Genomic DNA, 22,138 nt, shown 5'->3' on the forward strand with positions numbered 1-22,138 from the left:
TTGGGGTCTAAATGGTCGGGTAGTTACGGAGGTTCTGGCCAGTCTGTCCCACAAAGGCCAGAACCCCCGAAAAACCACCCGGGACGCAGGTCAGCCCAGTGCGTCCACCACTACTTCGGAGGCCTGCGCGATCAACGCGTCGTCGTGCTCGGCGCCCTCGACATCCATGCTCGACATCACCGCCAGCACGATCGGCTCACCCTCCTCGGGCCACAGCACCGCGATGTCGTTCCGGGTCCCGTAACCACCGTTGCCGGTCTTGTCACCCACGACCCAGCCCTCCGGCACACCCGCCCGGATCAGGTCGTCCCCCGTCACGTTGCGAACCATCATGTCCGTCAGAACCTCACGGCGGTCGTCCGGCAGGACGTCCCCCAGAATGAACGCCTCCAGGCTCCCCGCCATCGCCTTCGGAGTACTCGTGTCCCGCACCTCACCCGGGACCGCGTCACTCATCTCCACCTCGTACCGCTCCAACACCGTCACATCGTCACCGGTCAGCTCACCCAGCGACTCCGTGAACCCCGCCGGACCCCCGATCTCGTCCAGCAACAGGTTCGCCGCCGCGTTGTCACTGAACCGCGTCGTCGCGTCACACAATTCCAGCAACGACATCCCCGAATCCAGGTTCTCCTCCACCACCGGCGAATGCGGCTGCAGCACCCCCTCGTCGAAGGTCACCACCCGCTCCATCTCCTCCAACGAGTTCTCCGACAACACCACCCCCGCCAGCAGCGCCTTGAACGTCGAAGCGAACGCGAACCGGTCGTCCGCCTGGAACGCCACCTCCTCACCCGACCCCGTGTCCAAGGCGTACACACCCAGCCGCGCGTCGAACTCCTCCTCCAACGCCTCAAATTCCGCCGCGTAGTCCACCACCGCGGCCGACTCCGTCGCCGACAGTGAAGACGCCCCCGAAGGACCCCCCGCGCCCTCCGAGGCCCCACAACCCACCAACGGCACCAACAACGCCGCCGCCACGAACCCGCGCACCCCGAAACCCCACACCCTGGACCCCGACATCACGACCCCCATCGAAAACTCCCGACACTCGACGAACACGAACCAGGACCGGCCCGCTCCCGCAGTCTCGCCGGCCCCCACCCATGCTGTCCAAGACGAAAACGACCAATCCCATGCCAGAAGCGCATAACCTCAGGTCATGGACCTCGTAGGAGCCTGCAACGCCTTCGTCCACGTCAGCGACAGAGGCAGCTTCACCCACGGAGCCGCAGCCGCACACATCCCCCAACCCGTCGCCAGCCGACGCATCGCCGCCCTCGAAAAACACCTCGGCGCACCCCTCCTCGACCGCACCGGACGCCACCCCACCCTCACCCAGTTCGGCCACGCCGTCCTCCCCACCGCCCGACGCCTCGTCGACCTCGCCCACACCCTCGAACACGACGCCGCCACCGCCCGCCTCACCCCACTCCGCATCGCCGTCCCCACCACCTGCACCACCCACGACCTCGCCCACCTCACCGCCCGAGCCCGCCACCACGACCTCAACCTCGACCCCCACCCCGCACCACCCGCACAGCGCACCCACCTCCTCCACACCCACCAGGTCCGCGCCGCCCTCACCGCCGTCGCACCCGACCAGGCCACCTGGACCGCACCCCTGGGCCTGGCCACCCACCACCCGCCCACCGCGCACACCCACTACCTCGAAACCCTCAGGGCCGGACGCGCCCCCACCACCCCACGCCGACGCGTCTGGATCCAACCCGAGGACGACACACCCCACATCCGCGACCCCCTCACCCGTACCGGCCACGCCCTGGGACTCCACCCCACCCAGATCACCGTCGCCACCAGCCTCACCACCGCCACCGCCGAAGTCCTCACCACCCACGACCTCCTCCTCTGCACCCCGCACCAGGCCGAACGACTCGACCTCCACTGGCGTCCCATCGGAGAAATCCACCCCACCCGCGACCACACCGCCACAGGAGAACAAGCCGAAACCCTCCGCACCCACCTGCACGCACACATCGCCCGCTGCCTCGGAGCCACCCACCCGTGATCACCCACCGCCTGCGCGCCGAACTCCACGAAGCCGGACTCCACGGCTCCTTCCTCGTCCGCGACCTCCACACCGGTCACGAGATCGGCATCGAACCCGACACCGAATACGCCACCGCGTCCCTGGTCAAAGTCCCCCTCGCCCTGGCCACCCTCCACCGCATCCACCAAGGCGAACTCGACGGCGCCACCCCCATCCACCTCACCCCCACCCACATCGACGCCGGACCACCCGGCACCGGCCCCTTCGGCATCAGCAAGTTCCGCCACCCCGTCACCATCGCCATCGACGACCTCCTCCACCTCAGCACCTGCCTCAGCGACAACATCGCCGCCGACGCCCTCTTCGACCTCACCCCGCCCACCCACGTCAACCGACTCCTCCACGAGCACCGGATCCAGGGCCTCACCGTCCGCCACGGCATCGGCACCCTCAACGCCACCCCCGCGGAACGGCTGGCCCCCGACGAGACCCACCTCGCCCACACCCTCGCCATCCAGGCCGGCACCGACGGACGCGGCCACCACATCCCCCAACTCGACGTCACCATCGCCAACTCCGGCTCCGCCCGCGCCCACGTCGACCTGCTCCACGCCCTCTGGCGGCCCACCCACATCCACCCCGACGTCGCCCACGGCGTCCGCGCGCTCATGGCCGACAACATGATCCGCCACCGTCTCGCCCCCGACTTCACCAGCGACGCCGCCACCTGGGCGTCCAAGACCGGCACCGTCCTCAACCACCGCCACGAGATCGGCGTCGTCGAACACACCAACGGTGAGGCCTACGCCATCGCGGCCCTCACCGCGTCACAGGTCCCCGCCCGCCACCAACCCGAGGCCGAAGCCCTCATGGGCCGCGTCGCCCGCGCCCTCCGTGACCACCTGCGCTCCACCTGAACGCATCACAAGTCGGGGCGTTCCGGGCGGTTACCGGCGCCGATTCAAAACCCGCATCGCACAGAATCCCTGTTTCCCCCACACGAGGGCCTCCGATCCCATAAGAATGTTGGTGAAGGAACCCCCTCATCTCCTCCTGAGGGTGGCTCCTGGACCGAGCCCACGGGATCCCCTCCCCGAGGCTCGGTCACACGTGGCGCGGAACTCGACCCCATCGCGATTCGCGCCGCCACAGGGCCGTCCCGGCCGGTGCCCCCACCGGGACGGCCCCTTCCGTTGCTCGTGCCGGGACCGACGAAAGTCCTTCGGGATTCTGGTTCTGCTCACATGAGCGCCCTGTATCCGCTAGAAATGGCGGTGAAGGAACCCCCGCCCCTCCTCCTACGGGGGTTTCTGAGTCGGTCGTGCCCGGATATCCCCCTTTCCGGGGTCCGGCCGTGTGTGCCTGACGCGAAGTCCCCACACGCTTCGGGCGCCACTCGCCCTTCGGGGCTCCGGGGCCGTTCCGGTGAGCACGTTTCGTCCACCGGAACGGCCCCGCACATCAGTGCTTGGGCCCCACGAAGGCGTCCAACCTGGCCACGGCCTCCCTCCGGGAGACCGAGACGACGTGCGTGTCCCTGCGCCGTGGTTCGGACGGCTTCCTCACCTGTGCCTTCCAAGCCACATCCAGATGGTCGAGGGTGGTGGTGAGCAGCCCGACGATGTCCGTCGAGACGTTGGTGAATTGGTAGCGGGGGTATTCGTAGGACTTCACCTCGCCGTCCGGACGCTTCTTGCGTATCCGGTTGATGAGCCGGCACCCGTCGGAGTGGATCAACCCGCGAACGAAGGCCTTCGGTTCCGCGTCCACGATCTCCTGCTGCCACCTCTCCAAGAGGATGCGCCGGTCATGCTTCTTACCGGGGCCGTGCTGGGGGAAGACGCACGGCCAGTGCTTCCAATCGCCGTGCACCTCGGTACAGCCCTGGGAGGGAACCCGGGACACCTTGTGGTGGGGGCGGATCGAGGACAGGGCCAGGACACACTCGTCGATGAGCCCCGGCCAGTCGTCGCCGCACATGATGCGGAGCCGCCACACGCCCTTGGTCGGGTCACCTGCCGGGGTGATGCAGCCGTCGCCGAGATAGAGACCCAGGAGATAGGCGTAGGAACGCCCATCGGTGGGCGGTCGGGGGATGGGTTCGCAGCGCGGACAGAGGTCGGTGTCCTCGTACTTGTCCACCAGGGATCGGTCGGTCATCCAAGTACGAAGAGTGGACCGGTTGATCCCGGTGCGCTGAGCGACCTCCGAGTAGGAGATCCCCGAGTCGAGAAGGGAGGTGGCTTGACGCCTGACATGCGGTGAGTACATGCAGTGCATGTTCGCTCACGCTTCGGACATTCTCGGGTCGCGTGGTCCTGGGCAGCAAGAAAGCCACCCGATTGGATGGCTTTTTGGTGTCCTGGGTGGGATTCGAACCCACACTGGATGGTGTTTGAGACCATTGCCTCTGCCGTTGGGCTACCAGGACGGGTTCACTTTGTCAAGTGATTTTCCGGGGCCTTCAATAGTCGGTTAGGCGATGCTCGGTCAACAGTGGTGTCACGATTGACCGGCATTGCCGGGGCCAACGCACAGCATACTAGCGGATCTCTGTAACCTCGTGTACGTGACGAGGACGCAGAGCCGTGTGGTGATCGCGGAAGACGAGGCCCTGATCCGCCTGGATCTCAAGGAGATGCTGGAGGAGGACGGCTATGCCGTCGTGGGTGAGGCCGGTGACGGCGAAGCCGCCATCAGGCTCGCCCGCGAGCTCAAGCCGGATCTGGTGATCACCGACATCAAGATGCCCGTGCTCGACGGCCTCACGGCCGCCGAGCGTATCGCGGGGGAGCGCATCGCCCCCGTGGTGATCCTGACCGCCTTCTCTCAGCGAGAGTTGGTCGAACGGGCCCGGGAGGCCGGGGCCATGGCCTACCTGGTCAAACCCTTCAGCAAGTCGGATCTGGTGCCGGCGATCGAGATGGCGACCTCCCGGTACGCCGAGCTGTCGGCGTTGGAGGCGGAGGTCGGTGACCTCCAGGACCGGTTGGAGACGCGCAAGCTGGTGGAGCAGGCCAAGGGGCTGTTGCAGAGCCGGCACGGCATGAGTGAGCCGGAGGCGTTCCGCTGGATCCAGAAGAACTCGATGGATCGCCGTTTGACCATGCGCAAGGTCGCCGAGACCGTGGTCGAGACCCTCGGTGGACAGCAGGGCTGATCTTTCCCGCTTAGGAGAACTGAACAATCGACGTAAGGGGCCGCGCCCAAGGGGGCGGCCCCTTTGTCGTGTCTGGAATCGGGTCTCAAGTGTGGTCATCCGGTCACTACAGGTAGGACCAAGTGACAGATCGGCTGGGGTGTGGGCGGAAAACCTGGACGCCTGTACAGATTCAACTCGCATCTCATACCGGTTTGATCTCGGTTGCGCACAATGGGGTGACGGTTGTGTCACGTGGCTTTAGCTGTGCTGAATGACCACCATAAACCGGGCTAAACTCGGCGCACCGAACAGCTAAAGGACAGTGGTGCCCGAATGCTCACATCCGGGTGTCACGTGACCTCAGATGCGCAAGGAGCGCGCGTGCGCACACGTCTCGTGACCGTGTTGCTCGCCCTGATCACCGCATTCCTGGTGATCCCCGGGGCGGCGGCGACGGCAGACGAACAGGGCGGTGAGGCGCTGCACGGTCAGATCACTCAGCCCGATGATCGGGATCTCGGTGTGGAAGGCATCGAGATCACGGTCTTCGAGGGTGACGACGAGATCGAAGCGGCGGCGACCGACTCTGATGGAAATTGGGAAGTGGTGTTGCCCGGACCGGGCGACTACCGCGCAGTGGTGGATCAGGAGTCCATCCCCAGCGAGTACGAGGTCCGCGAGACGGTTCTCCTCGTCGGTGGTGAGGCCGAGGTCACGGTCGAGGCCGATGAGCGGCGACCGCTGATCGTCGCCTTGGACGAGGCCGGTACGGCCGCGGAGGAGCCGGAGGAATCGGAGAGCCCCGCGGAGGGTGACGGCGCCGCGGAGGAGGACGAGGAGGCCGCCGCCGACGACGAGGCCCTGGAGGTCGAGGGGGTCAGTGGTGGCTTCGGTGATCGCTTCGCCCAGCTGACCGCGGCCGGTCTTCTCTTCGGCCTGGTCATCGCGGTTTCCGCGATCGGTCTGTCGTTGATCTTCGGGACGACGCAGATCATCAACTTCTCGCACGGTGACATGGTCACCTTCGGTGCGATGATGGCGCTCCTCTTCAGCACCGGCGCGGCCGGGATGGGCAACTCCCTGCTGGCGATCTTCGCCGGTCTGGGCGTGGCGATCCTGTTGGGCGCGTTCATGGAGAACAGGCTCGGCCGGACCCTGTTGATCGTTCTCCAGTGGACGGCGATCTTCGGTGGTATCGCCCTGGCGACCCTGTTGGGTGTGCTCGGTGACGCCTTCGAGTGGCAGGTGCCGCTATGGGCGGCGGCCGCGATCGCGGTGGTCATGGGCGCGGTGCTGGGCGGCACGATGGAGCGCTACCTGTGGCGTCCGTTGCGCAAGCGCAACGTGGCCCTGATCCAGATGTTCATCGTGTCGATCGGTGTGGCGCTGGTGCTGCGGCACGTGCTCCTGGTGCTGTTCGGCGCGAACCGGACGCGGTACGCGGGCTTCCAGGTGCAGGAGTTGGTGCACCTGGGTCCGGTGTCGATGCCGCCTCGCGACCTGGTGATCATCGCCGTGGCCATCGTGATCCTGGTGTTGGTGGCGTGCCTGCTGCAGTTCACCCGTATCGGCAAGGCGATGCGCGCGGTCTCGGACAACCGGGACCTGGCGGAGTCGTCGGGTATCGACGTGGACCGCGTGACGATGTACGTGTGGCTGCTCGGTGGTGGTCTGGCCTCGCTGGGCGGTGTGCTCTTCGGCCTGAACCAGGTCGTGGACTACGAGATGGGCTTCCGTCTGCTGCTGCTGATGTTCGCCGCGGTGATCCTCGGTGGTCTGGGCACGGCCTACGGCGCGATGGTCGGCGGTCTGGCCGTCGGTCTGGTGGCGATGTTGTCCACCCTGTGGTTCCCCGCACAGCTCATGAACGCGTGGGCTCTGGCCCTGATGATCCTCATGCTGCTGATCAGGCCCCAGGGTCTGCTCGGTTCGCGTGAGCGGGTCGGCTAGGAGAGGTAACGATGGATATTCTCATGATCCTCGCCGAGGCCGCTCGATCCGCGGTCGGCCCGGTCGCGGCGATCTACGCGTTGGCCGCCGTGGGGTTGAACCTGCACTTCGGTTACACGGGTCTGCTGAACTTCGGTCAGGTCGGCTTCATGCTGGTGGGCGCCTATGGCGTGGGAATCAGCGTGGCGGTGTTCGACCTGCCGGTGCTGGTCGGTTTCCTCGTCGGCCTGGGTTGTGCGCTGGTGTTGGCGTTGCTGCTCGGTATCCCGACTCTGCGGTTGCGGGCCGACTATCTGGCGATCACGACGATCGCGGCGGCGGAGGTGCTGCGCCTGGTGTATCGGGCGGGGTTCGCCGAGCCGGTGACCAATGGTGTCTACGGCCTGCAGAACCTGTCCTCGGGCTTTCGTGAGGTGAACCCGTTCGACGCGGGTGGGCGTTACGGGGTCGGGGCGATGACGTTCACCGGTAACCAGATGTGGTTGATGACGGTGACGTGGGGCCTGGTCGCGGTGTTCGCCGTGTTCACGTGGATGTTGATCCACAGCCCCTGGGGCCGGGTGATCAAGGGCGTTCGCGAGGACGAGGACGCGGTGCGCAGCCTCGGCAAGAACGTGTTCGCCTACAAGATGCAGGCGTTGGTGCTGGGCGGCCTGATCGGTGCGTTGGCGGGCGCGATGCTCGCGGTGCACCAGGGGGCGATCCAGCCGGACCAGTTCAAGCCGCAGGTGACCTTCTTCCTGTGGGTGATCCTGCTGTTGGGCGGTGCGGGCCGTGTGTTCGGTCCGATCATCGGTTCGATGGCGTTCTGGTTCCTGATGAACTTCACGGACGGGTTCTTGAAGGGCTTGGGCCGTGAGGGGTTGTTGCCCTTCCTGGAGGGGCCCGACTACGGCGCGATCCAGTTGGCCTTCGTGGGGCTGTTGCTGGTGCTGTTGATCGTCTTCCGGCCGCAGGGGCTCATCGGTGACCGCAAGGAGATGCTGATCAATGTCAAGTGATGAGGTGGACACCTCCGCGGCGGTCGAGGTCGACCGGATGGCGGACGCGGTGGCCGAGCCCGGGTCGCCGAAGTCGGACCCGATCCTGGTGGCCGACAGCGTGAAGCGTTCCTTCGGTGGTCTGACCGCGGTGGACGTGAACCACTTGGAGGTGCAGCGGGGGACGATCACTGCGCTGATCGGTCCGAACGGTGCGGGCAAGTCGACGTTCTTCAACCTGTTGACCGGGTTCGACCGGGTGGACAAGGGCCGGTGGACGTTCGAGGGTAAGCCGATCAACGGTCGTCGTGGCCACCAGGTGGCGCGGGCCGGCATGGTGCGGACGTTCCAGTTGACCAAGGCCCTGACCCGCATGACGGTGCTCGACAACATGTTGTTGGGTGCTCAGGGCCAGTTGGGCGAGCGGATGGTCGGCGCGTTCCTGCGGCCGATGTGGCGTTCGCAGGAGAAGGCCAACACCGAGCGCGCCATGGAGTTGTTGGAGCGGTTCAAGCTCGTCGACAAGCGTCAGGACATGGCGGGTTCGTTGTCGGGTGGTCAGCGCAAGCTGTTGGAGATGGCGCGCGCGTTGATGACCGATCCGAGCATGATCATGTTGGACGAGCCGATGGCGGGTGTGAACCCCGCTCTGGTGCAGTCGCTGTTGCAGCACATCACGTCGTTGCGGGACGAGGGCAAGACGGTCCTGTTCGTCGAGCACGACATGGACGTGATCATGGGCATCAGCGACTGGATCGTGGTGTTGGCGCAGGGCGGGGTGATCGCGGAGGGTCGTCCTTCGGACATCCGGTCCGACCAGCAGGTGATCGACGCCTACCTGGGAGCCCAGGAGGTCGAGGGCGAGTCCGGGGAGAGTGGCGATGAGTGAGGAGAACGGCGGGTCGCGCCCTGAGCCGGAGGAGGTTCCGGTGGAGGCCGAGGAGGCCGCCGCGGTCCAGGAACACCGTGAGGAGGTCTTGGAGCACGCCGGTGTGGCCTTGGAGGTGGGTGGTCCGGAGGACTATCTGCTGTTGGCCCAGGACATGGTGGCCGGTTACGTGCCGGGGGTGAACATCCTGAACGGGTGCACCCTGACCCTCTCCGAGGGTGAGGTCGTGGCGATCATCGGTCCGAACGGCGCGGGCAAGTCGACGTTGATCAAGACGATCTTCGGGCTGATCCCGGTACGCGAGGGTTCCTTGACGTTGCGGGGTTCGAGTATCGCGGGTCTGCCGGCGCACGGTCTGGTGGAGCGTGGTGTGGGGTACGTGCCGCAGACGCGGAACGTGTTCCCTTCCCTGACGATCGAGGAGAACCTCCAGATGGGGGCGTTCCTGCGGCCGAAGTCGTTCGCGGAGCGGTTCTCGGTGGTCTCGGACCTGTTCCCGTTGTTGGGGAAGCGGCGCCGGGCCAAGGCGGGTTCGCTGTCGGGCGGTGAGCGTCAGATGGTGGCGATGGGTCGGGCCTTGATGATGGACCCGTCGGTGCTGTTGTTGGACGAGCCGACCGCGGGGTTGTCGCCGATCTACCAGGAGGAGGTCTTCCAGCGGGTCAAGGAGGTCAACTCCACGGGTGTCTCGGTGATCATGGTGGAGCAGAACGCGCGACGTTGTCTGCAGATCTGTGACCGCGGGTACGTGTTGGACCAGGGCCGGAACGCGTACACGGGTACGGGTCGGGACCTGTTGAACGATCCGAACGTGATCGAGTTGTATTTGGGGACGCTCGCCAAGGCGTGAGCGGTGGGTCTTGGGACCCGGGCGAAGAGGGGGTGGGGCCGCGCGGCCCCACCCCCTCCGTCGTGTTCGTGGTGTGCGGGGTCAGCCCTGGAGCGAGTACTCGGTGTAGCCGAGGATCTCGTAGCCGTCGTCTCCGAAGTGGAAGAGTTCGAAGGTGGCGGAGGTGGGGTCGCCGTTGTCGTCGAAGTCGATGTCGCCGCTGGTGCCCTGGTAGTCGATGCTCTCGCCCTGGTCGAGGAGGTCGCGGCATTCCTCGAAGGAGTTGCACTCGGTGCCTTGGGGACGGCTGATCTCGGGCAGGTGTTCGACGTAGACGGTCGGGTCGGGTGACTCGGCGGATTCGGCGGCCAGGGCGATGGCGGTGACGCAGTCGAAGATCTGGGGCGCGAATTGGAAGGCTTCGAGTTCGGGGTCGAACTCGCGCAGTCCTTCGTTGAACTCGGGGTTGTCGGCGCTGGGGGCGACCCCGGTGGTGCCGAGGACGGCCTCGGGCCGATTGTCCGCGACGGTTTCGGCCAGGCCGGGGTCGTTGAGGCCGTCGGTGAGGTAGAAGGTGCTGCGGACCTCGCTTTCGATGAGGGCGGCCATGAGCTGTGTGCCCTCTTCGAAGGAGATGAGGGCGATGGCGTCGGCGTCGGCTCGGAAGACCCCGTCGATGACGGCGCCGAAGTTGGTGCTGTCGGGGTCGTAGGTCTCGCTGACGAGGACGTCGACGCCGAGGGAGTTCAGTTCGTCCTCGACGGCCGTGAGATAGCCGGTGCCGTAGTCGTCGGCGCGGGCGACGATGGCGGCGGAGGTGTGGCCGTCCTCGACGATCTGTTGGGCGAGGACGGGGCCCGCCATGAGGTCGCTGGGGGCGGTGCGGAAGAAGTAGCCGTCGTCGTTGATCTCGGAGAGTTCGGGGGCGGTGTTGGAGCCCGAGCACTGGACGATCTGGGAGCCGGTGATGGTGTCGTAGGTGGCCTGGGTCATGGCGGAGGCGGCGGCGCCGATGACGGCGTTGACGTTGTCGTTGACGAGGGTGTTGGCGGCTTCGTTGGCCTGGGCGTTGTCGCCGGCCTCGTCGGCCTGGACGGGTGGTGGTACCTGTTCGCCGAGGATGCCGCCGGCGTCGTTGATCTGGGATATGGCGTATTCGACGGCGGAGAGCTGGGGCGGGCCGAGGAAGGCCAGGGATCCGGTCTGTGGGTAGAGCAGGCCGTAGGTGAAGGCGCTGTCGTCGGCTTCGGAGGCGTCGGAGCAGGCGCTGAGGGTGAGTACGGCGGCGAGCGCGGTGGCGGTGAGCGCCAGGGCCGGGCGCGTGTCGGTGGTCATCGGGTCGGTCCGTTCGGGGGTCGGGGGGCGGTGTGGGCTCGGCGCGCGTGTGGGTGGGCGCCGGCCCGGCGTGCGTGGGGTCGGCCGTCGTGGGCGGCGGGTGCGAGGACCATCGCGGTGGTCGTGGCGGTCGGGCCGAGTGCTTTGGTTCGTGCCACGGACTCGGTCATTTTGTACGGATATGACGAGGCACGGCGCGCGGGTGGCGGCCGTGCCGGTCGGAGGAATGGCGCCGGGGGTGCGGGGCGCGGGCCCCGCACCCCCGGCGCGGTGTTGCGTGTGCGTCGATGAGTCCGCTACTTCGGGACGTGGCGTCCGGTGTGGGGACTACTCGTCGGTGGAGTACTCCTCGTAGCCCCGGACCTCATGGGTGTCGCCGTCGAAGCCGAAGACCTCGAAGGTGGCGGAGGTGGGGTCACCGTTGTCGTCGAAGTCGATGTTGCCGCTGGTGCCCTGGTAGTCGATGTCCTCGTCCTCGTTGAGCAGGTCGCGGCATTCCTCGAAGGAGTTGCACTCGGTGCCTTCGGGGCGGCTGATCTCGGGCAGGTGTTCGACGTAGACGCTCGGGTCGACGGAGCCGGCGGACTCGGCGGCCAGGGCGATGGCGGTGACGCAGTCGAAGACCTGCGGGGCGAACTGGAACACGTCCAGTTCCGTGTCGAACTCACGGATCCCGTCGTTGAACTCGGGGTTGTCGGCTCCGGGCGCGATGCCGGTGATGCCGTCGACGATGGACGGGTCGTCCTCGTTGACGGTGGTGCCCAGCTCGGGGCTGTTGAGGCCGTCGGTGATGTAGAGCTGGTCGCCCTCGACGCCGCTTTCGAGGAGTTCGGCGATGACCTGGGCGCCCTCTTCGAAGGAGATGAGGGCGACGGCGTCGGGTTCCTCGTTGGCGACGGAGTTGACGACACTGTCGAAGTTGGTGGCGTCGGGGTCGTAGGTCTCGGTGAGCGCGACCTCCGCGCCGAGGGCCTCGAGTTCGTTCTGGACGGCTTCGAGGTAGCCGTTGCCGTAGTCGTCGGCGCGGGCGACGATGGCGACACTGGTCTGGTTGTTGTTGACGATCTCGCGGGCCATGACGGGGCCGGACATCAGGTCGCTGGGCGCGGTACGGAAGAAGTAGCCGCCGTCGTTGATGTCGCTGAGGTCGGGCGCGGTGTTGGAGCCCGAGCACTGGACGATTTCGGCGCCGGTGACGGTGTCGTAGATCGCCTGGGTCATACCGGACGCGGCGGCGCCGATGACGGCGTTGACGTCGCTGTTGACGAGGCTGTTGGCGGCCTCGTTGGCCTGGGCGCCGTCGGCGGCCTCGTCACCTTCGACGACCTCGGGGACCTCGGTGCCGAGGATGCCGCCGGCGGCGTTGATCTCGGAGACCGCGTACTGGGTCGCGGTGATCTGCGGTGGGCCGAGGAAGGCGAGGGCACCGGTCTGGGGGTAGATGATGCCGTAGGTGAATTCCTCGCCCGCGGAGTCTCCGCCGCTTCCGCCGTCGTCACCGTTGCCACACGCGGTCAGCCCCAGCACTAGGGCCGCGGTCGCGGCAGTGAGTCCTAGGACCTTCTTGCTTGCCATGATCGTGGTCACTCCGTTCAACCGGCGGTGCACGTACTGCGTGGCGCAGCCGTGCCGATGATGCATATGCGTCCTGAAGTCCGCGATGTGTGGCATGACTTAATCAGGAGCGTTAGTGGAGCTTAATCATGGAAGTTCCGTTACGTGAAGCTGGAGGGGACGGTTGCGTCCGACTCGCTTTCATGCCGTTATGAACCTGTGGTCAAGGTGAGGGCCATTGGGCCTGGTTCCTGGACGAATGTGACTGATAAAGGTCGGTCGGCTGCAATCTGTCATGACGGCGGGGCATGGCACGGGCCGACCGTCAACGTGTGACGGCCGGCCCGTGTAGTGCGCCTATGTTCGCCCGTGAAGGTGGGCTTGTCGTTCGGGTCCGGTCCCGCTCAGTTCTGGGGCGCCTCACGGAGCATGCAGGTCAGACGGGAGGTGCACACCTTGCGACCGGCGTCGTCGGTGATGGTGATGTCCCAGGTGGTGAGGGTGCGTCCCAGGTGGACCGGGGTCGCGACACCGGTGACGTGGCCCTCGGTGGCGGAGCGGTGGTGGGTCGCGTTGATCTCGATGCCCACGGCGATGCGTCCGAATCGGCGCGCGTGGATGGTGGAGCCGATGGAGCCGAGGGATTCGGCCAGGACGCAGGAGGCTCCGCCGTGCAGCAGTCCGAAGGGTTGGCGGTTGCCCTCGACGGGCATGCGACCCACGACGCGTTCGGGTGAAGCCTCGGTGACCTCGATGCCCATGGTGTCGCCCAGGCCGCCGGTGAGTGTTCCGGAGTCCAACATTTCCTTGAGTTCCCGGGCCTGCGTGCTCATGGTGGTGCCTTCCGATCCGCTGTTCCCGTGGTGATGGCCACGGAGTGTCCCCAGCGCATCCTAAGATTTCCCTTGTGGTGACCAAGCGAGAGACCCCCGAACAGACAGCCCCGGCCGATGGCGGGCGCCCCCGACTGCTTCTTCTGGACGGCCACTCGATGGCCTTCCGCGCGTTCTTCGCGTTGCCGGTGGAGAACTTCGGTACCAGTACCGGGCAGTCGACCAACGCCGTGTACGGGTTCGCCTCCATGTTGGTGAAGTTGTTGCGTGATGAGGAGCCCACGCATGTGGCGGTGGCGTGGGACCTGTCCGGCCCCACGTTCCGGGACGAGGAGTACGACGGTTACAAGGGCGGCCGTTCGGAGACCCCGCCGGAATTCCCGTCCCAGGTGCCGTTGACCCAGGACCTGATGCGGTTGATCGGCGTGACCAACCTGTCCGCGCCCGGTTTCGAGGCCGACGACGTGATCGCCACGCTCGCCCACCAGGGTGGCGAGGCGGGTATGGAGGTGCTGATCGCCTCCGGTGACCGGGACGCCTTCCAGCTGGTCACCGAGAATTGCACGGTGCTGTACCCGGGCAAGAGCCTGTCGGATCTGCGGCGGATGGATCCGGCGGCGGTGGAGGACAAGTACGGGGTCTCGCCCGAGCGTTATCGGGACTTGGCCGCGTTGGTGGGGGAGAAGGCCGACAACCTGCCCGGTGTGCCCGGGGTGGGGCCCAAGACCGCCGCGAAGTGGATCGCCAGGTTCGGGTCCCTGGAGGCCCTGGTGGAGCGCGCCGACGAGGTCACCGGTAAGGCCGGGCAGAACTTCCGCGACCATCTGGCCGACGTGCTGCGCAACCAGCGTCTCAACAAGCTGGTCACCGACGTGCCACTGGACGCCGAGGTGGGTGCGCTGGGTCTGGGCGAGACGGACCGGGCCGGGGTGGACGCGCTCTTCGACAACCTGGAGTTCGCCTCCAGCCTGCGTGAGCGCCTGTACACGGTGGTGCGCACCGCGGACCAGGGTGAGGGCGAGGGCGTCGACGGCTCCGGTGAGGGTTTCGAGGTGGACGTGACCGTCGCCGGCACCGGCGATGTGGCGGCCTGGCTCACCGAACACGCCTCCATCGACGGTGTGACCACCGAGGCTCCGGCCGGACTGGCCCTGGAAGGTGCCTGGGGGCGGGGGACCGGTCGGGTGGACGCGCTGGCGGTGACCGTCGCCGGCGGTGCCTCCCTTTACCTGGACCCCACTCTGCTGGACGTCGCCGACACCGATGCGCTCGCGGCCTTCCTCGCCGACGCCGATCGTCCCAAGGTGGTGCACGAGTACAAGGGCGCCCTGCTGGCCCTGGGCGCGCACGGGTGGTCCCTGGGCGGCGTGGTGAGCGACACCGCGCTGGCCGCCTACCTGGCCCAGCCCGGGCAGCGCCGGTTCGATCTGGTCGACCTGACCCGCAAGTACCTGGGTCGGGAACTGGAGGAGGACACCGACGGCGATCAGTTGGCCCTGGACCTGGGCTCGGAGGGCGAAGGGGGCGGGCGCGGCCGTGTGCTGTCGGTGCGCGCCGCGGCCACCCGGGACCTGGCGGTCGTGCTCGCCGCGGAGTTGGGCAAGCGTGGTGGGTCGCACCTGCTGCGCGAGGTGGAGCTGCCGCTGGTGGACGTGTTGGCGCGGATGGAGCGGGCCGGGATCGCCGCGGACCGCCCCTATCTGGAGGAGTTGCAGGCGGAGTTCGCCTCGGCGGGACGCGCCGCGGTGGAGCGGGCGCACGAGATCGTGGGCCGTGAGTTCAACCTGGGTTCGCCCAAGCAGTTGCAGCAGGTGCTGTTCGAGGACCTGGAGCTGCCGAAGACGAAGAAGATCAAGACCGGGTACACCACCGACGCCGACGCGCTGGCGTGGCTGGCGGGGCAGACCGTCAACGAGCTGCCGGGGGTGCTGTTGCACCACCGGGACCAGACCAAGCTGCGCACCACGGTCGAGGGTCTGATCAAGACCGTCGCCGACGACGACCGCATCCACACCACGTTCAACCAGATGGTGGCGGCGACCGGGCGGCTCAGCTCCACCGAACCCAACCTGCAGAACATTCCGGTGCGCACGGACGTGGGTCGGCGGATTCGGCGGGCGTTCGTGGTCGGTGCGGGCTACGACGAGCTGTTGACCGCCGACTACAGCCAGATCGAGCTGCGGATCATGGCGCACCTGTCCGGCGAGCAGGCGCTGATCGACGCGTTCAACAGCGGTTACGACTTCCACGCGCAGATGGCGGCGCGGGTGTTCGACATCGCGGTGGAAGAAGTCGACGGCGAGGCGCGTTCCAAGATCAAGGCGATGAGCTACGGGTTGGCCTACGGGTTGAGCGCCTATGGGCTGTCGCAGCAGTTGGGGATCGCTCCGGACGAGGCCAAGCGGCTGATGGAGGACTACTTCGCCAGCTTCGGCGGGGTGCGCGACTACCTGAACGCGGTGGTGGAGCAGGCCCGCAAGGTCGGCTACACCGAGACGATCCTGGGCCGACGCCGCTACCTGCCGGACCTGACCAGCGACAACCGGCAGCGCCGGGAGATGGCCGAGCGGATGGCGTTGAACGCGCCGATCCAGGGTTCGGCGGCCGACATCATCAAGGTCGCGATGTTGCAGGTGGACGCGGCGCTCACCGAGGGCGGACACGACTCCCGTGTCCTGCTGCAGGTGCACGACGAACTCGTGGTGGAGATCGCCCCGGGTGAGCGCGAGGCGGTGGAAAACCTCGTGACGCACGAGATGGGCTCGGCCTATGATCTGCGTGTTCCGCTGGGCGTTTCGGTCGGCAGCGGACAGAACTGGCACGACGCCGCGCACTAGCGCGGAAGATCGAGAGGGTGGGAACGGTGGCGGGGCAGGACGAGACCACGAAAGGTCTGGCCGTGGGGCCCGTGACCGTTCCCGCGGACGCTTTGACGTGGCGGTTCTCCCGGTCCTCGGGGCCGGGAGGGCAGCACGTCAACACCTCCGACACCCGGGTGTCGTTGTCGCTGGACGTGGCGTCCTGTCGGGCACTGGGAGAGACTCGCCGGGCCCGGGCGTTGGAACGTCTGCGGGGGCGCCTGGTGGAGGGTGTGCTGACGGTGTCGGCGCAGACCCACCGGTCGCAGGTGCGCAACCGGCTGGAGGCCCGGGAGAAGCTGGCGTCGGTCCTGGCGGAGGCGATCGAGCCCCCGCCGCCGGAACGGCGCGAACGCAAGCCCTCCAAGAACGCCAAGCGGCGTCGGTTGGACGCCAAACGGCGCCGGAGCGAGGTCAAACGGGCACGTTCGCGGCCTTCGATGGAGTGATCTTCGGCTCCTTCGGGGACGGTTCGGGCCCGTGGGAAGGCCATGAGGTTACGGGTGGGTAAGCACCGTCGGACATGCGACGTCGTCCAGTTGATCTTGACCGTCCCGCTCGGGTAGGTTGCGGCCAATATGCCCTTCGTCGGGTTGGCGGTCCTGGGTTCCGATTGACCAGGACGCCCTTGTCTCATATTCTGGCCAGAGCGTTGTGGGTTTCGTGCGTGCCGTCTGTCGTCCCCGTAGGGGGCGAAGGGTTGCACCGCATCGGTCACCACTCTGGACTCAGGTAGTCGGCGGTCACGGACGGCTCGTTCCGTACATGTGCCCCTGCTCCTCACATCTGGACGACGGATCGAACAGCCCGAGCCCGCGGCGTGCCCATTTCCTGAACCTGTCCGTATCCGGAGTCCACCCACAAATGACGAGCAGCACCGAGGCCACCTCGACACCCCAGGTAGCGGTCAACGACATCGGGTCCGAGGAAGCCTTCCTCGCGGCGATCGACGAGACCATCAAGTACTTCAACGACGGTGACATTGTCGAGGGCACCATCGTGAAGGTCGATCGAGATGAGGTCTTGCTCGACATCGGCTACAAGACCGAGGGTGTCATCCCCTCTCGGGAACTGTCGATCAAGCATGACGTCGACCCCGGTGAAGTGGTTGCCGTCGGCGACCAGGTCGAAGCCCTCGTTCTCCAGAAGGAGGACAAGGAAGGCCGTCTGATCCTGTCCAAGAAGCGCGCTCAGTACGAGCGGGCCTGGGGCACGATCGAGAAGATCAAGGAAGAGGACGGCGTCGTCACCGGCACCGTCATCGAGGTCGTCAAGGGTGGTCTCATCCTCGACATCGGCCTCCGCGGCTTCCTGCCGGCCTCCCTGGTCGAGATGCGCCGCGTCCGCGACCTCCAGCCCTACGTGGGCCGCGAGCTCGAAGCCAAGATCATCGAGCTGGACAAGAACCGCAACAACGTGGTCCTGTCCCGCCGTGCCTGGCTCGAGCAGACCCAGTCCGAGGTTCGCCAGACGTTCCTCAACACCCTCCAGAAGGGTCAGATCCGCAAGGGCGTCGTCTCCTCGATCGTCAACTTCGGTGCCTTCGTGGACCTGGGTGGCGTCGACGGTCTGGTGCACGTCTCGGAGCTGTCCTGGAAGCACATCGACCACCCGAGCGAGGTCGTCGAGGTCGGCCAGGAGGTCACCGTCGAGGTTCTCGACGTGGACATGGAGCGTGAGCGTGTCTCCCTGTCGCTCAAGGCGACCCAGGAAGACCCGTGGCAGCAGTTCGCCCGGACCCACCAGATCGGCCAGGTCGTTCCCGGCAAGGTCACCAAGCTGGTTCCGTTCGGTGCGTTCGTGCGCGTCGAAGAGGGCATCGAGGGCCTGGTCCACATCTCCGAGCTGGCCGAGCGCCACGTCGAGGTGCCCGAGCAGGTCGTCCAGGTCGGCACCGAGATCTTCGTGAAGATCATCGACATCGACCTTGAGCGTCGTCGCATCAGCCTCTCGCTGAAGCAGGCCAACGAGGCCGTCTCGCCCGACCAGGTGGACTTCGACCCCACCCTGTACGGCATGGCCGCGGACTACGACGAGCAGGGCAACTACAAGTACCCCGAGGGCTTCGACCCCGAGTCCGGCGAGTGGCTCGAGGGCTTCGAGGCTCAGCGGGACGAGTGGGAGCGCAGCTACGCCGAGGCGCAGGCTCGCTTCGAGGCTCACCGCAAGCAGGTCGAGGAGGCGCGCGCGGCCGAGGCCGACGCCGCCAACGCTCCTGCTCCGGAGGAAGAGGAAGAGTACACCGGCGGCGGCGGTGCCCAGAGCACCGGTTCCACCGGCACCTCCGACTCCGGCAGTGGCGCCCTGGCCTCCGACGAGGCCCTGGCCGCTCTGCGCGAGAAGCTCGCGGGCGGCGAGGCTTAAGCCTCTGGTCGTTCGAGGGGCCGTTCCCACTTCGGTGGGGGCGGCCCCTCGCCGTGTGTCAGGCTCTAGGTTGAAGCCCGTGAAGGGGAGCGCACCAGGAGGCGACGTGTTCGAGATCCACCCGGCCACCGTGGCGGACGCGGGGGAGCTGTTCACCCTCCAGCGTGCCGCCTACGTCGATGAGGCGCAGACCTACGGGGACCCGTTCATCCTGCCGCTCACCGAGGGGTTGTCCCGGATCGAGGGACTGTTGGCCTCGGGGGACGCGCTGGTGCTCAAGGCGGTGGTGGGTCATCGGCTGGTGGGCGCGGTGCGCGCGGCGACCACCGACACGACCGGGGTGGTGGGTCGCCTGGTCGTGGCCCCCGACGTGCGCGGGCGCGGGATCGCCCGGGCGTTGATGGAGCGGCTGGAGGAGGACCTGCGGCGCCGTCGCCCGGAGCTTGCGGCGTTGACCCTGTTCTCGGGGGCGCAGAACACCACCGAACAGCGCCTCTACCGTCGGCTGGGCTACGCCGAGACACACCGGGAGCGCGTCGCCGACCACCTGGTGATGGTGCACATGCGCAAGGAACTGGGGCGGGTGACGGCGGGGTCGGTGTGACGATCGCGCACTCCGACCTCTAGGGTTTGGCGCATGCTGAAAGTGGGACTCACCGGCGGGATCGGTTCGGGCAAGAGCGCGGTCTCGGCCGCGTTGGCCTCCTATGGGGCGGTGGTCATCGACGCCGACGCCATCGCCCGCGAGGTGGTGGAGCCGGGGACCCCCGGGCTGGCCGAGGTCGTCGCCGAGTTCGGGGAAGGGGTGCTCACCCCCGAGGGTCGGCTGGACCGGCCCAGGCTGGGTGAGCTGGTGTTCGCCGACGAGACCCGGTTGGCTCGGCTCAACGCCATCGTCCACCCCAGGGTGGGCGAGCGTAGCGGCCGGCTGATGGAGGAGGCGTTGGAATCCGGCGCCAAGGTCGTGGTCTACGACGTCCCGTTGCTGGTGGAGAACGGTCTGGAGTCCCTCTACGACGTGGTGGTCGTGGTCGACGCCCCCGACGAGGTACGGGTGGAACGCGTCTCCCGTGACCGCGGCATGCCGCGTGAACAGGTATGGGCCCGCATAGCCGCCCAGGCCGATCGCGAGACGCGCCTGGCCGCCGCCGACTTCGTGGTGGACAACTCCGGTACCCGTGAGGAGCTGGCCGAACGCGCCGCCGAACTGTGGAGTGAGCTCCTGGACCGCGCCGGCTAGGCGGTGTTCCCCGGGCCCGAACCGACGACCTCCCGTGGTTCACCGAACAGGACACCGGTGCCCGGTGCCTTCGGGTAGGGGCTCGTGCCCGATCACTGCCAGAGCGCGGCGACCAGCACGTTCACGGTCGCCAGCCCTCCCGCGGTGTGGAACATGGGTTTGACCCTGCCTTCGCGACTCTGAGCGCGTGCGGCCAGGAGGGCCGTGACGAGCACGGTGACCCCGATACCGAGCTTCACGGCGATCTTGGCGTGGTTCACGTCGGCGCCCGTCGCGTAGCCGACGCCGACCAACGCCATGCCGGTGGCGACCTGGACGACCGCCCCTCCGAGCATGAGACCGGTGGCGAAGCCCGTGCTCCGACGCATCTGCACGAAGAACGTGCCGACGATCGTTGCCATGCCGAACAGGTGAGCGGTCAGGAGAAACGACTGGATGACTTCGAGCATGGACACGAGTTCCGTTCGGATGAGAGGGGCGGGTCGGGAACGGTGGCTCGCGTGTTCGCCACCACCAACCTTCAGGCAAGCTGAAGGATAGCAGCGCGGCTCATCGGAGACGGTCGGGGTTCACCTTGGAGGAGAATGGGGCCATGGTGGACGAAGAAGTGTGGCCGGGCGCCCCTGTGACGAGCACGTCGGTGCTGTTGCTCACGCTGGCCCGGACGATCGAGTCGGAGCTGAGCGATGCCCTCTCGGAAATCGAACTGACGGTGGGTCGGCTCGGGCTGCTCGGGCACATCGCGAGTGTTCCGGGTGCCTCGTTCAGTGACCTGGCCCGGATGTCGAACATCACGGTCCAGAGCACGCACACCGCGGTGAAGGCGCTCAAGGCCGCCGGCCTGGTACGGGACGACACGGCCCGCGCCGGTGCCGCCTCCAGGATCACGCTCACCGGCGAGGGGCGGCGGATCCTGGGCGAGGCGATGCGAGTGGTCGGTACCGTCGACGAACGGCTTTTCGGTGCCGAGGCCGATCCGATCCAACGGCGGATCGGCGAGACCGTACAGGCGGCCTTCCGGGCCGCGTGACCTCTAGGGTTCGGGTTCCTCGTCCAAGGTTTCGGAGAGTGAGGTGCCCGCCGCCACGGCCTCGCGGACCAGGTCCTCTCGCACGCTGAGGGCGGCGCGCACGCTCAACAGACTGGAGTCGAGTTCCTCGGTGGGGGTGGGGTCCTGGCCGGAGGTGAGGGCCAGGTCGGCGTAGTCGGCGGCCCGGTCGGCGATCTCCTGGCACTGTTGCCACTCGTGGTGGGCGAGGACGGCGGCGTGGACGCGTTCGCCGTAGGCGGCGAGTTCGTCGACCCGGCGGGAGAGCGCCCGGTGGGCGCGGGAGACGGCTTCGGACTGCGGGGCCAGGGCACGGGTGACCTGGTCGGAAACGGCGTCCTTGCGGCGTTGGACCAGTTCCCGGCGTAAGGAGCGCAGCCGCAGCAGTTCCTGGGACAGGCGCCATTCCTCCTGGCGTAACAGGGGCAGGGTCTGAGAGGCGTCGAAGGAGTGGCCGAGGACGCGTCGCCCCTCCTCGACCCGGTCGGTGGTCTGTTGCAGGCGTGCGAAGAGGTGCGCCTCGGGTTCCTCGCGGCGGGTGGCGAGGGAGGAGGGACGGCCGAAGTCCTCGGGCAGTACGTATCGGCCGTGGTGTTCGGTGGCCAGGCGTGCGGGCATACCCGGGCGCATGATGGCGGCGCTTCCGGCCGCGCCGGTGACGAGGTAGAGCGCGGCCAGGGCCGGGTCGCCCGGTAGAGCGGTGCCCAGGGCCTCGGAGGCGATCCAGTGCGCGCCCAGGACCCCGGCGAGCGAGGTGGGCAACGCCCAGAACGCGTGCATGATCAGGTCGGGCCAGTCATCGGCGACGCCGCCTCGGCGGGCGACCAGCCCGAGAAGGAGAACGGTCCCTCCCAGACACAACAGGACCGTCAGCGGAACGACGAGGGAGTCGACGAGGAGGGCGAGGGCGGCGGCGGAGGTACTTCCCAGGAGCAGGCCCAGGGCGCTCTCGCGCCAGGTGGGGCGGCGTGGTCGGGCCTTGGTGGCGGGGACGAGCCGGTCGGTGTGGGCGCGCAGCCGTTCGATGGTCCTGGCGGGAAGTGCCGGGTCGAAGGTGGGTCTGGAGGGGTGGGACACAGCGCGTACCTCACTTTTCGGGCACTTT

General features: G+C 67.4%; 20 protein-coding genes and 1 tRNA gene. 13 read left to right on the plus strand and 8 right to left on the minus strand.

What is annotated here, in order from left to right; genetic code table 11:
* Nucleotides 1–90: 90 nt before the first annotated feature.
* Nucleotides 91–1,023: a class A beta-lactamase gene (gene bla / locus ACWGKS_RS04745; protein ID WP_358510720.1), complete on the minus strand. Its 933-nt coding sequence runs from the start codon at nt 1,021–1,023 to the stop codon at nt 91–93.
* A 139-nt stretch (nt 1,024–1,162) separates the two neighbouring features.
* On the opposite strand from bla, the gene ACWGKS_RS04750 reads away from it, so the two are divergent.
* Both ACWGKS_RS04750 and ACWGKS_RS04755 read left to right on the plus strand, forming a co-directional pair.
* Entirely contained in the window at nt 1,163–2,029 is an 867-nt protein-coding gene (locus ACWGKS_RS04750) for a LysR family transcriptional regulator (protein ID WP_358510717.1), read from the plus strand.
* Nucleotides 2,026–2,928 (plus strand): serine hydrolase, encoded by a 903-nt coding sequence (locus ACWGKS_RS04755; protein ID WP_358510714.1) that lies wholly within the window; start codon nt 2,026–2,028, stop codon nt 2,926–2,928. The genes ACWGKS_RS04750 and ACWGKS_RS04755 overlap by 4 nt, the downstream gene beginning before the upstream one ends.
* 544 nt (nt 2,929–3,472) lie before the next feature.
* On the opposite strand, the gene ACWGKS_RS04760 is transcribed toward ACWGKS_RS04755, so the two are convergent.
* Nucleotides 3,473–4,282, minus strand: a complete 810-nt coding sequence (locus ACWGKS_RS04760) for a transcriptional regulator (protein ID WP_358510712.1) — start codon at nt 4,280–4,282, stop codon at nt 3,473–3,475.
* Nucleotides 4,283–4,366: 84 nt separating this feature from the next.
* A tRNA-Leu gene (locus tag ACWGKS_RS04765) sits at nt 4,367–4,442 on the minus strand.
* A 159-nt stretch (nt 4,443–4,601) separates the two neighbouring features.
* Here ACWGKS_RS04765 and ACWGKS_RS04770 point away from each other — a divergent pair.
* From ACWGKS_RS04770 to ACWGKS_RS04790, 5 genes are all read left to right on the plus strand, one after another.
* A complete protein-coding gene (locus ACWGKS_RS04770) occupies nt 4,602–5,171 on the plus strand; it encodes an ANTAR domain-containing response regulator (protein WP_358510827.1) in 570 nt (189 codons plus the stop codon).
* A 363-nt stretch (nt 5,172–5,534) separates the two neighbouring features.
* Nucleotides 5,535–7,103 carry a branched-chain amino acid ABC transporter permease gene (locus ACWGKS_RS04775; RefSeq protein ID WP_358510709.1) on the plus strand — a complete coding sequence of 523 codons (1,569 nt, stop codon included), beginning with the start codon at nt 5,535–5,537 and terminating at the stop codon, nt 7,101–7,103.
* 11 nt (nt 7,104–7,114) lie between these two features.
* Nucleotides 7,115–8,104 (plus strand): branched-chain amino acid ABC transporter permease, encoded by a 990-nt coding sequence (locus ACWGKS_RS04780; RefSeq protein ID WP_358510706.1) that lies wholly within the window; start codon nt 7,115–7,117, stop codon nt 8,102–8,104.
* Nucleotides 8,094–8,972, plus strand: a complete 879-nt coding sequence (locus ACWGKS_RS04785; RefSeq protein ID WP_358510703.1) for an ABC transporter ATP-binding protein — start codon at nt 8,094–8,096, stop codon at nt 8,970–8,972. The genes ACWGKS_RS04780 and ACWGKS_RS04785 overlap by 11 nt, the downstream gene beginning before the upstream one ends.
* Nucleotides 8,965–9,822, plus strand: a complete 858-nt coding sequence (locus tag ACWGKS_RS04790; protein WP_358510700.1) for an ABC transporter ATP-binding protein — start codon at nt 8,965–8,967, stop codon at nt 9,820–9,822. The genes ACWGKS_RS04785 and ACWGKS_RS04790 overlap by 8 nt, the downstream gene beginning before the upstream one ends.
* 81 nt (nt 9,823–9,903) lie before the next feature.
* Here the strand turns inward: ACWGKS_RS04790 and ACWGKS_RS04795 are convergent, their stop codons facing one another.
* The 3 genes from ACWGKS_RS04795 to ACWGKS_RS04805 all read right to left on the minus strand — a co-directional run bounded on the left by ACWGKS_RS04795 (nt 9,904) and on the right by ACWGKS_RS04805 (nt 13,523).
* Complete coding sequence (locus ACWGKS_RS04795) at nt 9,904–11,136, minus strand: ABC transporter substrate-binding protein (protein WP_358510697.1); 1,233 nt, start codon at nt 11,134–11,136, stop codon at nt 9,904–9,906.
* A gap of 327 nt (nt 11,137–11,463) precedes the next feature.
* A complete protein-coding gene (locus tag ACWGKS_RS04800) occupies nt 11,464–12,711 on the minus strand; it encodes an ABC transporter substrate-binding protein (protein WP_358510694.1) in 1,248 nt (415 codons plus the stop codon).
* A 383-nt stretch (nt 12,712–13,094) separates the two neighbouring features.
* Complete coding sequence (locus tag ACWGKS_RS04805) at nt 13,095–13,523, minus strand: PaaI family thioesterase (RefSeq protein WP_358510691.1); 429 nt, start codon at nt 13,521–13,523, stop codon at nt 13,095–13,097.
* Between the two features lie 74 nt (nt 13,524–13,597).
* Here ACWGKS_RS04805 and polA point away from each other — a divergent pair, with 74 nt between their 5' ends.
* The 5 genes from polA to coaE all read left to right on the plus strand — a co-directional run bounded on the left by polA (nt 13,598) and on the right by coaE (nt 19,985).
* Nucleotides 13,598–16,360, plus strand: coding sequence for a DNA polymerase I (gene polA, locus ACWGKS_RS04810; RefSeq protein WP_358510688.1), 2,763 nt, complete (start codon nt 13,598–13,600; stop codon nt 16,358–16,360).
* Between the two features lie 26 nt (nt 16,361–16,386).
* Nucleotides 16,387–16,830, plus strand: coding sequence for an alternative ribosome rescue aminoacyl-tRNA hydrolase ArfB (arfB, locus tag ACWGKS_RS04815; protein ID WP_358510685.1), 444 nt, complete (start codon nt 16,387–16,389; stop codon nt 16,828–16,830).
* Between the two features lie 415 nt (nt 16,831–17,245).
* The gene (gene rpsA, locus ACWGKS_RS04820; RefSeq protein WP_452456859.1) at nt 17,246–18,745 is read left to right on the plus strand and encodes a 30S ribosomal protein S1; all 1,500 of its coding nucleotides are present in this window, start codon (nt 17,246–17,248) and stop codon (nt 18,743–18,745) included.
* A gap of 106 nt (nt 18,746–18,851) precedes the next feature.
* On the plus strand, nt 18,852–19,349 hold the full coding sequence (locus ACWGKS_RS04825; RefSeq protein ID WP_358510681.1) for a GNAT family N-acetyltransferase: 498 nt from the start codon (nt 18,852–18,854) through the stop codon (nt 19,347–19,349).
* A gap of 33 nt (nt 19,350–19,382) precedes the next feature.
* Nucleotides 19,383–19,985, plus strand: coding sequence for a dephospho-CoA kinase (gene coaE / locus ACWGKS_RS04830; protein WP_358510678.1), 603 nt, complete (start codon nt 19,383–19,385; stop codon nt 19,983–19,985).
* 92 nt (nt 19,986–20,077) lie between these two features.
* Here coaE and ACWGKS_RS04835 read toward each other — a convergent pair whose 3' ends face one another.
* Nucleotides 20,078–20,434, minus strand: coding sequence for a hypothetical protein (locus tag ACWGKS_RS04835; protein ID WP_358510675.1), 357 nt, complete (start codon nt 20,432–20,434; stop codon nt 20,078–20,080).
* A 143-nt stretch (nt 20,435–20,577) separates the two neighbouring features.
* Between ACWGKS_RS04835 and ACWGKS_RS04840 the strand changes: the two genes are divergently transcribed.
* A complete protein-coding gene (locus ACWGKS_RS04840; RefSeq protein WP_358510672.1) occupies nt 20,578–21,015 on the plus strand; it encodes a MarR family winged helix-turn-helix transcriptional regulator in 438 nt (145 codons plus the stop codon).
* Between the two features lie 3 nt (nt 21,016–21,018).
* On the opposite strand, the gene ACWGKS_RS04845 is transcribed toward ACWGKS_RS04840, so the two are convergent.
* A complete protein-coding gene (locus ACWGKS_RS04845; protein WP_358510669.1) occupies nt 21,019–22,110 on the minus strand; it encodes a hypothetical protein in 1,092 nt (363 codons plus the stop codon).
* Between the last annotated feature and the right edge of the window lie 28 nt (nt 22,111–22,138).

Source organism: Nocardiopsis sp. NPDC055879 (assembly GCF_053615935.1).